Origin of the sequence: Streptomyces sp. NBC_00207 (assembly GCF_045160965.1) — a bacterium.
GTDB lineage: Bacteria > Actinomycetota > Actinomycetes > Streptomycetales > Streptomycetaceae > Streptomyces.
In genome coordinates this window covers 6,309,599-6,320,341 of the sequence record NZ_CP130715.1, presented here as the reverse complement: position 1 = coordinate 6,320,341, position 10,743 = coordinate 6,309,599, and the positions used below count along the sequence as shown (strand labels likewise).

The window sequence follows — 10,743 nt, the reverse complement described above, 5'->3', positions numbered from 1 at the left end:
TCACCGAGCCCTGCGAACTGCCCCCAGGTGATCCCATCATGATCGGTCGCATTCCCGTGCTGGACGTCCGCCCCGCCGTCGACTGCGGCGCCAGACCCGCCAAGGCGGTCGTGGACGAGGTCTTCGAGATCTCGGCCACCGTGTTCCGCGAGGGACACGATGCCGTTGCGGCGCACATCGTCCTGCGCGATCCGAGCGGGCGGCTGCGGCCCCCCGTACCGCTGCGCGAGCTCGCCCCCGGCACCGACCGGTGGGGGGCCCGCGTCTCCGCCGAGGCCGAGGGGAGGTGGACGTACACGGTCGAGGCGTGGAGCGACCCGGTGGCCACGTGGCGGGCCCATGCCGCGATCAAGATCCCGGCGGGCATCGACACCGGGCTGATGCTGCTGGAGGGCGCCGAGCTCTACGAGCGGGCCGGGGCCCGGATCCCCAAGCGCGACGGCCGCGAGGCCGTGCTGGCCGCCGCCGAGATCATGCGCGACGAGGACCGGCCGGCCGCCGGGCGGTACGCCGCCGCCCTCGACCCCGCCGTGGACGCGGCGCTCGCCAGGCGCCCGTACCGGGAACTCGTCACCGCCTCCAAGCCGCTGCCGCTCCTCGTCGAGCGCAAGCGGGCCCTGTTCGGCTCCTGGTACGAGATGTTCCCGCGCTCCGAGGGAGCGGTGCTGGAGCCCGGCGAGGCTCCGGTCAGCGGGACCTTCCGGACCGCCGCCGAGCGGCTGCCCGCGATCTCCGCGATGGGCTTCGACGTGGTCTACCTGCCGCCCATCCACCCGATCGGCAGCACCTACCGCAAGGGTCCGAACAACACCCTGTCCGCGGGGAGTTGGGACCCGGGTGTGCCCTGGGCCATCGGATCGACCGAGGGCGGGCACGACGCGGTCCACCCGGAGCTCGGCACGATCGAGGACTTCGACGCGTTCGTCGCGCGCGCCCGCGAGCTGCGCATGGAGATCGCGCTGGACTTCGCCCTCCAGTGCTCTCCCGACCACCCGTGGGTGGAGAAGCACCCGGAGTGGTTCCGCCACCGCGCCGACGGGACGATCGCGTACGCCGAGAACCCGCCGAAGAAGTACCAGGACATCTACCCGGTCCACTTCGACACCGACATGGCCGGCATCGTCAAGGAGACGTGCCGGATCCTGCGGTACTGGATGGAACACGGCGTCCGCATCTTCCGGGTCGACAATCCGCACACCAAGCCGGTCGTCTTCTGGCAGAAGGTGATCGCGGACATCAACAAGTCCGATCCCGACGTGATCTTCCTGGCGGAGGCCTTCACCCGTCCCGCCATGATGCGCGCGCTCGCCGCCGTCGGCTTCCAGCAGTCGTACACGTACTTCACCTGGCGCAACACCAAGGCCGAGCTGACCGAGTACCTGACCGAGCTGTCCGGAACCGCCTCGGCCTCCGTGATGCGGCCGAACTTCTTCGTGAACACCCCGGACATCCTCCACGCGTACCTGCAGGAGGGCGGCCGCCCCGCCTTCGAGGTACGGGCGGTCCTCGCCGCCACCCTCTCCCCCACCTGGGGGGTGTACGCCGGCTACGAGCTCTGCGAGAACACCCCGGTGCGCCACGGCAGCGAGGAGTACCTGAACTCGGAGAAGTACGAGTTCCGGCCCCGCGACTGGGAGGCCGCCGACCGCGACGGCGCCACCATCGCCCCGCTGATCACCGCCCTGAACCGGCTGCGCCGCCGCAACCCCGCGCTCCAGCAGCTGCGCGACATCCACTTCCACTCGACCGACAACGAACAGGTGATCGCCTATTCGAAGCACGCCGGAGCCAACTCCGTACTGGTGGTCGTCAACCTCGATCCGCACCACACCCAGGAGGCGACGGTGTCGTTGGACATGCCGGTACTCGGCCTCGACTGGCACGGGTCCCTCGCGGTGCGCGACGAGCTCACCGGCGAGACCTATCACTGGGGCAGGGCGAACTACGTGCGCCTAGAGCCGGGCCGCACGCCCGCGCACGTACTGGCCGCTCTGCGACCGTCCCCGCCCACCGGAGGGTCACCCACCACATGATGATCAACGATCCCGTCCACGACACCTTCGAGGACACCCCCGCCAAGGACCGCGATCCCGACTGGTTCAAGCGGGCGGTCTTCTACGAGGTCCTCGTCCGCTCCTTCCACGACAGCAACGGCGACGGCGTCGGGGACCTCAAGGGGCTCACCGCCAAACTGGACTACCTCCAGTGGCTCGGCGTCGACTGCCTCTGGCTGCCGCCGTTCTTCGCCTCGCCCCTGCGCGACGGGGGCTACGACGTCTCCGACTACACCTCCGTGCTGCCCGAGTTCGGCGATCTCGCCGACTTCGTGGAGTTCGTGGACGCGGCCCACACCCGCGGCATGCGGGTGATCATCGACTTCGTCATGAACCACACCAGCGATCAGCACGAGTGGTTCCAGCAGTCGCGCAAGGACCCGGACGGGCCGTACGGCGACTACTACATGTGGGCCGACAACGACAAGCAGTACCAGGACGCCCGCATCATCTTCGTCGACACCGAGACCTCGAACTGGACGTACGACCCCGTACGCAAGCAGTACTACTGGCACCGGTTCTTCTCCCACCAGCCGGACCTCAACTACGAGAACCCGGCCGTGGTGGAGGAGATCGTCTCCGCGCTGCGCTTCTGGCTCGACCTCGGCATCGACGGCTTCCGCCTCGACGCCGTGCCCTACCTCTTCGCCGAGGAGGGCACCAACTGCGAGAACCTGCCCCGTACCCACCAGCTCCTCAAGCGGGTCCGGGCGGAGATCGACGCGCACTATCCGGACACCGTGCTGCTCGCCGAGGCCAACCAGTGGCCCGAGGACGTCGTCGACTACTTCGGCGACTACGAGAAGGGCGGGGACGAATGCCACATGGCTTTCCACTTCCCCGTCATGCCGCGCATCTTCATGGCCGTGCGAAGAGAGTCCCGCTACCCGGTCTCCGAAATCCTGGCCAAGACCCCGGCGATCCCGGACCGCTGCCAGTGGGGCATCTTCCTGCGCAACCACGACGAGCTCACCCTCGAAATGGTCACCGACGAAGAGCGCGACTACATGTACGCCGAGTACGCCAAGGACCCGCGGATGCGGGCCAACATCGGCATCCGGCGCCGCCTCGCCCCGCTCCTGGACAACGACCGCAACCAGATGGAGCTGTTCACCGCCCTGCTGCTGTCCCTCCCGGGCTCGCCGGTGCTGTACTACGGCGACGAGATCGGCATGGGCGACAACATCTGGCTCGGTGACCGCGACGGCGTCCGCACCCCCATGCAGTGGACGCCGGACCGCAACGCCGGTTTCTCCTCCTGCGATCCGGGCAGGCTGAACCTGCCGGTCATCATGGACCCGGTCTACGGGTACCAGGTCACCAATGTCGAGGCGGCCATGGCGTCGCCCTCGTCGCTGCTGCACTGGACCCGCAGGCTGATCGAGATCCGCAAGGCCAACCCGGCCTTCGGTCTCGGCTCGTACACCGAACTGCCCTCGTCCAACCCGGCGGTGCTCGCGTTCCTGCGCGAGTACGGGGACGACCTGGTGCTGTGCGTGCACAACTTCTCGCGCTTCGCGCAGCCCACCGAGCTGGATCTCCGGTCGTTCAACGGACGGGTCCCGGTGGAGCTCACGGGCGACGTGCGCTTCCCGCCGATCGGTGAGTGGCCGTACCTGCTGACCCTGGCGGGCCACGGCTTCTACTGGTTCCGGCTGCGGACCGAAAAGCGCGGCGAGCAACGCGACGGGTAACGGGGCCGGTGAAGGGGCGGGCAGCTCGAATGGGTCAATCGCCCGCCCCTGTACGGATCATCCTGACCCGACACTCGCACATGCCGGAGAAGCAACTGCCGCGCATCCGGGACACTCTGCGCATTCTGTGACGGCCCGGGGAAAGGACGCGACGCCATGTCGGAGGCTGCATCCGCCCGGAGCCGGCTGACGGCCGACCGGGCCGCCGGGATCACCCCGCTGGAACCGATGCTGAGGGCCTGGCTGCCCGCACAGCGCTGGTTCGCGGGCAAGGGCCGCACCATCACCAGGCTCAGGACCGTCTCGGCGGCCGAGCTGCTGCCGCCGGGTTCCACCCCCGGGCTGCTGCACCTGCTCCTCGACGTCGACGGGGACTGCTACCAACTGCTGCTGGGCATCCGCCCGTCCCTGCCGCCCGCGCTCGCGCCCACCCTGATCGGCCACGCCGAGGACGGCCCGTACGCCGGCCGGGCGGTCTACGAGGCGCTGGGCGACCCTAGGCTCGCGGCCATGCTGCTGGAGCGGATGCGCTCCCCCGGGGTGCTCGGCCCGCTGCGCTTCGACCGGGACCCGGCCACGCCGATCCCGGCGGGGCTCGTGCCCCGGCCGCTCTCCGGGGAGCAGACCAACTCCTCCCTGATCTACGGAGATTCGTTCATCCTGAAGGTGTTCCGCCGGGTGGGCCCCGGGGTCAACCCGGACCTGGAGCTGCCCCGGGCGCTGGCCGCGGCCGGCTGCGCCCGCGTCCCGGCGCCCGTCGCCTGGTACGAGGCCGAGCCGCCCGGGAGCGAGCCGCTGACCCTGGGCGTGCTCCAGCCGTACCTGCGCGGCTCCGACGACGGCTGGCAGCTCGCGCTGCGCCGGCTCGGCGCCGGGGCCGACTTCACCGCCGAGGCGCACGCGCTCGGCCGGGCCACCGCCGAGGTGCACAGCGCGCTCGCCTCCGCGCTGCCCACCGTCGCGCTCGGCCCGGAGCAGACGGCCCGGCTGGCCGCCGGGATGACCGCCCGGCTGGCCGCGACCGCCCGGGAGGTGCCCGCCCTGCGGCCCTACGAGGCCGGGCTGCGGGGGGCCTTCGACGCGCTGGCCGCCTCCCGGGGCGCGGGGGTGCCCGCCCAGCGGATCCACGGGGACCTCCATCTGGGTCAGACCCTGCGCACCCTCGACGGCAGCTGGTCGTTGATCGATTTCGAGGGCGAGCCGGCCCGGCCGCTGGCCGACCGGCGCCGCCCCGAACCGGCGGTGCGCGACATCGCCGGGATACTGCGCTCCTTCGACTACGCCGCCCGCTCGCACCGGCCGTTCGCCCCCGCCTGGGCGGACGACTGCCGGGCCGCCTTCTGCGAGGGCTACGCCCGCACCACCGGCCGGGACCCCCGCGAGGACCCCGTACTGCTGCGGGCGTACGAGACCGACAAGGCGGTGTACGAGGCCCGTTACGAGTCCCGGCACCGCCCCGACTGGCTGCACGTCCCGATGGCCGCGATCCGGCGGCTCTCGGAACCCTCGCGACCCGCGACGCACCGCGTGCCGCCGACCCCGCCCGCCCCCGGTTCCATCTCCCCGCACCCCCACCCGAAGCCCCCGAGGAGGCCGCTCGCGTGAGCGCCGCACGACAGCCGTCACCGACCGTCCGCGACGAAGCCGCACCCGCCCCGGCGGCGGCGAAGAAGGCCCGCGCCCCCCGGGCCCGCCGCGCCGCCGCCCCGCCCCGCGGGGTCCGGCCGGCGCCCGCACTCGGCGGTGACGAACGGGCCCGGCTGCTGGAGGGCCGCCACCACGATCCGCACGGGGTGCTGGGTGCCCGTACCGCGCGGGGCGGGGTCGCCTTCCGCGTGCTGCGCCCCTACGCCAAGGCGGTCACCATCGTCGCCAAGGGGCTGCGGGCCGAGCTCTTCGACGAGGGCGACGGGCTGTTCTCCGGGCTGCTGCCGCTGACCGGCGTGCCGGAGTACCGGCTGCTGGTGGCGTACGACAGCGACGAGATCGAGATCCACGACCCGTACCGGTTCCTGCCCGCCCTCGGCGAGCTGGACCTGCACCTGATCGGCGAGGGCCGCCACGAGCAGCTGTGGACGGCGCTCGGCGCCCAGCCGATGGAGCACCAGGGCGTGGCCGGGACCCGGTTCACCGTGTGGGCGCCGAACGCGCAGGGGGTCCGGGTCACCGGGGACTTCTCGTACTGGGACTCCGTCGCCTACCCGATGCGCTCGCTCGGCGCGAGCGGCGTGTGGGAGCTCTTCCTGCCCGGCGTAGGCGCCGGCGCGCTCTACAAGTACGACATCACGCGCCCGGACGGCAGTCACACCCTGCGCGCCGACCCGATGGCCCGGTCCGCGGAGGTCCCGCCGGCGAACGCCTCGGTGGTCACCGCCTCCGGCCACGTGTGGCAGGACGCGGAGTGGATGGCGCGGCGCGGCGAGAGGCCCCCGCACCAGGCCCCCTTCTCGGTGTACGAGCTGCACCTGGCGTCCTGGCGGCCCGGGCTCTCGTACCGGCAGCTCGCCGAGCAGCTCCCCGCGTACGTCAAGGAGCTGGGCTTCACGCACGTGGAGATGATGCCGGTCGCCGAGCACCCCTTCGGCGGCTCCTGGGGCTACCAGGTCACCGGCTTCTACGCGCCGACCTCGCGGATGGGCACCCCGGACGACTTCCGCTTCCTCGTGGACGCGCTGCACCGGGCCGGGATCGGGGTGATCGTCGACTGGGTGCCCGCGCACTTCCCGCGCGACGACTGGGCCCTCGCGGAGTTCGACGGGCGGCCGCTGTACGAGCACCAGGACCCGCGCCGGGCCGCGCACCCGGACTGGGGGACGCTGGAGTTCGACTACGGCCGCAAGGAGGTCCGCAACTTCCTCGTCGCCAACGCCGTGTACTGGTGCGAGGAGTTCCACGTGGACGGGCTGCGCGTGGACGCGGTGGCCTCGATGCTCTACCTCGACTACTCGCGCAAGGAGGGCGAGTGGTCGCCCAACGAGCACGGCGGGCGGGAGAACCTGGACGCGGTGGCGCTGCTCCAGGAGATGAACGCGACCGTGTACCGGCGCTGCCCGGGGGTGGTGACGATCGCGGAGGAGTCCACGGCCTGGGACGGAGTGACGCGCCCGACGGACTCCGGCGGGCTCGGCTTCGGCCTGAAGTGGAACATGGGCTGGATGCACGACACCCTGCGCTACATGTCGAAGGAGTCGGTGCACCGCAAGTACCACCACCACGACATGACCTTCGGGATGATCTACGCCTTCAGCGAGAACTACGTGCTGCCGATCTCGCACGACGAGGTGGTGCACGGCAAGGGCTCCCTGGTGTCCAAGATGCCCGGGGAGGACTGGTGGCAGAAGCGGGCCGCGCACCGGGCCTACCTGGGCTTCATGTGGGCCCACCCGGGCAAGCAACTGCTGTTCATGGGACAAGAGTTCGCCCAGGGCTCGGAGTGGTCGGAGGTGTACGGGCCGGACTGGTGGCTGCTGGACGACTCCTACGCGGCGGCCGGTGACCACCGGGGCGTACGGAGCCTGGTGCGCGACCTGAACCGCACCTACACGGCGGCGCCCGCCCTGTGGGAGCGGGACACCGTGCCGGAGGGCTTCGCCTGGGTGGAGGCGGACGCCGCGGAGGACAACGTGTTCGCCTTCCTGCGGTACGCGCAGGACGGCTCGCAGCTCCTGGCGGTGTCGAACTTCTCGCCCGTGGTCCGGCACGGCTACCGGATCGGCGTGCCGGAGGAGGTGCCGCTGTGGCGGGAGGTCCTCAACACCGACCTGCAGGTCTACGGCGGCAGCGGCATCCACCACACCCAGCCGCTGCGGGCGGAGCCGGTGCCGGCGCAGGGCCGCCCGGCCAGCCTGCGCATGACCCTCCCGCCCCTGGCGACGGTCTGGCTCAGGCCCTAGCGGGCAGCCGTACCGCCATCCTTTGCCTTGACGCCGACGTCAAGGCAAAGGATGGAGGGGAAGGGAAGAGGTGTCCGGCTGATCTTGTGTGAAGGGTGTGACGACTCTTGCGCCGCCGGGCATTGGCTGGAACCGTACTCAACACAAAGGATCTTCAAGCTCACCGATTACCGGACAGTCGCCCGGAAAACCGACGAAAGCCCTTATCTCCATAGGACTTTCCTACGAGGTATGGGCTTGTTTGTTTGGTCTGTAGGCGCCGTTGCCCGGCCACTCCTACGGTGTGCGGTGTGCACTCCAGCCCACCTTTCAATGCCCCCGCCGCGCGTCGCCTGCGCGCGGCCCTGGGCATGGCTCCCGGACATGTCGCCTACGGCCTGCGCGCCCAGTACGGACTCGTCGTCGCGCCCGAGACCGTCCTGGCCTGGGAGCGTGGCGAGATATCACCCTCTTCGGTCGAGCTCACCGCGCTCGCGGGCGTCCTGTGGTGTTCGCCCGGGGAGCTGCTCGCCGAGCCGGTCACCCTGCGGGAGCACCGGATGTCCCGGGGGCTCGCCGCGGACGAGCTGGCCCGGCGGATCGGGCTGGAGACGAACTCGTACCAGAAGATGGAGGACACCGGGCGCTGGAAGGGCAACGAACGGCAGTCCGCCGCCCTCGCCACGGTGCTCGGTCTGACGCTGGCCCAGTTCGTGACGGCCACCGGCAAGCAGGAGGAGCTCGCCGACCTGCTGCGCAGTGCGGTGACCACGCGCTGGCAGGCGTACGTGAAACCGCTGGGCAAGCTGCTGCCGATCCCCAAGTCCAACCTGGAATGGGTACTGGAGCAGCTGCACGGCGACTACCAGTCGCGGATGGTGGCGACGCTCAGCTGGGGCGGCGGCCAGGGCGAGGCCGGCAGCGGGGACGCCGGCCGGGAGTTCCTCGTCGAGATCGTGGACCGGTTCTGGCAGCTCGCGGGCGGTACGGCGTAGGCCGCACCCGGGCGGCCGGAGCGCCCCCTACGGCAGTGGCGCGTGGACCACGGTGGCCGCGCTGCCGGCGGCCGCCAGGTCGTTCCTGAGCCGGTCCGCGGTCTTCCGGTCGCCCACCAGGACGGTCGGCGGGGCCGGGCACGAGGCGATCGCGGTCTTCAGGTGGCCCAGCGAGGCCTGGTACTCCGTCTCGTCGACCGTCGCGGGTCCGCCGACCTTGACGTAGAAGACCTCGTACAGCCCGACCATGTTGCCGGCCTGGTGGGTGAGGATCTGTGCGAGGAAGGTCGACCGCAGGTTGAGGTAGGCGTCATTGCCGTACAGGGCGATCACCGGAGAGGTGACCCCCGCCAGGTCGCGACCGGTGAGGGCGGCGGCCGGCGGGCCGATGTCGGTGCTCCTGGCCTCGCCCCGGGACCACTTGAGCAGGGAGCTTTCGTACCAGGCCGAGGGGTGGCCCCAGCCGGAGGGCACGCCCCACTGGACGCCGCCGAACAGCGCCAGCGCCGCCGCCGACGCGAGGCCGGAGCGCAGCAGCAGGTCCGCCCGGCGGCGCAGCGCGGTGCCCGCCGTCCCGCCGGCGGGCGGCAGCATCAGCCCGATCAGGCCGAGCGAGAGCAGGGCGATCACCAGCCCGGCGGCGGTCAGCTTCTCGAAGTAGTACGAGTAGTAGCCGATGGTGTGCTTCTGCCAGGCGCCGAAGACGCCGATCACCGCGGTCGCGCCGAGGACGAGGGCCAGGACCATCCGTCCGGTGCCGGTCCGGCGGTTCACCGGGAGGGTGGCCGCGACCAGGGCCAGGAGTCCGAGCCCGATGAACACCGGGCGGTCGGGGATGACCATCGGGCCGGCCAGGTTCGAGGTCTTGGCGACGTCCAGCTTCGTGAGCACGGAGAAGACGCTGGGCAGGCCCGCCACGAGGGTGGCGCCGGCCAGTGCCGCGAGGACCGGGACCCAACGGCCGGTGAACCGGCGCCGGTGGACGATCAGCACCGCGGCCAGGGCGAGGCCGACGAGGGCGCCGTAGAGGTTGTAGACGTAGGTGACGGCGATCAGCCCGGCCGCCGCGACGAGGACGAACTCGGTGCGGCCCGTCGCGGGCCGCACCAGCAGGGCCAGGGCGACGGCCAGGAACAGCAGGCCGATGGTCTCGGAGTCGAATCCCCGCTCGATCAGCTGCGCCATCGATCCGGACATCATCAGCGCGGCGACCGTGGAGCAGACCGCCGCCGCGCGCCAGCCGCGCAGGCGCGGGCCGCCGATCCAGCGGGCGGCCCAGACCAGGGCCCCGCAGAACAGCGCGTAGGCGGCCAGGACGTAGAGGAAGTACCGGTTGGTCATGGCGAGGGCGGAGCCCGCCTGGGCCGAGGACGTCACCAGGGCGTCGGTCCAGGCCAGGAGGAAGTGGGAGCCCTGCGGGTAGACCGCCTCGGACGGCGTCATCATGTACGTCCGGGCGGCGTCCTGGTGGAGGAAGGCGTAGCCGCCGACCTGCCGGATGCCGGTGAAGTACGAGAAGTGCCCCATCCGGTCCTCGGACGTGACGAAGTGGGCCAGCCGGTCGGCGGCCGGCAGGCCGGCCACCGGGTGGTGGACGTAGTGCCAGACCACGGCCACGGTGCCGGCGATCAGCGCGTCCGAGCCGCGCAGCCGCAGCGGGATGCGCGGCCTTCGGCGGGCCAGCCAGCCGGAGACGGAGGCGATGGTCAGCAGCAGGCCGGCCCCGGGCACGGGGGCCAGGCCCCACGGCCAGACGGAGAAGAGCAGGCCGAAGCCCATCACGGCGCCGCAGAGCAGGAAGGCCGCGACCACGAGGCGGTCGAGCAGGCCGCCGCCCACCCGGATCAGGGCGGCGATCGTCAGGACCAGGACGGGGAGGAGCAGCACGTCGAGGGCGACCCTGTGGAGCAGCAGCGGCACCGCCCAGGACGCGGTGAGGGCCGCAGCGAGGACGAACGGGCTGCGTCGTGCGGCGGGGCCGGCGACCCCGGGGCCCGGTCGGTTCTCGACCGGTTCGGAGGTCAGGACGGCAGAGCTGGTCGCCACGGGAGTGGGGCACCTTTCCATCGAGTGCGTGCGAGCGGAGGACGGGGCCCGGACATGCAGGCCCGTTCCGTCCACGCGACTC

At 71.6% G+C, this 10,743-nt stretch carries 6 protein-coding genes; 5 read left to right on the top strand and 1 reads right to left on the bottom strand.

The window, feature by feature from the left end:
• The first annotated feature begins 38 nt into the window (after positions 1-38).
• From OG472_RS30040 to OG472_RS30020, 5 genes are all read left to right on the top strand, one after another.
• The gene (locus tag OG472_RS30040; RefSeq protein WP_405832039.1) at positions 39-2,033 is read left to right on the top strand and encodes a maltotransferase domain-containing protein; all 1,995 of its coding nucleotides are present in this window, start codon (positions 39-41) and stop codon (positions 2,031-2,033) included.
• Entirely contained in the window at positions 2,030-3,748 is a 1,719-nt protein-coding gene (gene treS, locus OG472_RS30035; RefSeq protein WP_401611980.1) for a maltose alpha-D-glucosyltransferase, read from the top strand. The genes OG472_RS30040 and treS overlap by 4 nt, the downstream gene beginning before the upstream one ends.
• Positions 3,749-3,904: 156 nt before the next feature.
• The gene (locus OG472_RS30030; protein WP_401611978.1) at positions 3,905-5,353 is read left to right on the top strand and encodes a maltokinase N-terminal cap-like domain-containing protein; all 1,449 of its coding nucleotides are present in this window, start codon (positions 3,905-3,907) and stop codon (positions 5,351-5,353) included.
• Positions 5,350-7,641: a 1,4-alpha-glucan branching enzyme gene (gene glgB / locus OG472_RS30025; protein ID WP_405832037.1), complete on the top strand. Its 2,292-nt coding sequence runs from the start codon at positions 5,350-5,352 to the stop codon at positions 7,639-7,641. Before OG472_RS30030 ends, glgB begins: the two co-directional genes overlap by 4 nt.
• Before the next feature lie 350 nt (positions 7,642-7,991).
• Positions 7,992-8,615, top strand: a complete 624-nt coding sequence (locus tag OG472_RS30020) for a helix-turn-helix domain-containing protein (RefSeq protein WP_383563880.1) — start codon at positions 7,992-7,994, stop codon at positions 8,613-8,615.
• Positions 8,616-8,642: 27 nt separating this feature from the next.
• Here the strand turns inward: OG472_RS30020 and OG472_RS30015 are convergent, their stop codons facing one another.
• A complete protein-coding gene (locus OG472_RS30015) occupies positions 8,643-10,661 on the bottom strand; it encodes a hypothetical protein (RefSeq protein ID WP_405832035.1) in 2,019 nt (672 codons plus the stop codon).
• Positions 10,662-10,743: the final 82 nt, after the last annotated feature.

What these genes read in the sequence shown, in the direction of transcription:
- OG472_RS30040 (WP_405832039.1), top strand. Translation starts at nt 39, where the DNA reads ATGATCGGTCGCATTCCCGTGCTGGACGTCCGCCCCGCCGTCGACTGC.
- treS (WP_401611980.1), top strand. Translation starts at nt 2,030, where the DNA reads ATGATGATCAACGATCCCGTCCACGACACCTTCGAGGACACCCCCGCC.
- OG472_RS30030 (WP_401611978.1), top strand. Translation starts at nt 3,905, where the DNA reads ATGTCGGAGGCTGCATCCGCCCGGAGCCGGCTGACGGCCGACCGGGCC.
- OG472_RS30020 (WP_383563880.1), top strand. Translation starts at nt 7,992, where the DNA reads ATGGCTCCCGGACATGTCGCCTACGGCCTGCGCGCCCAGTACGGACTC.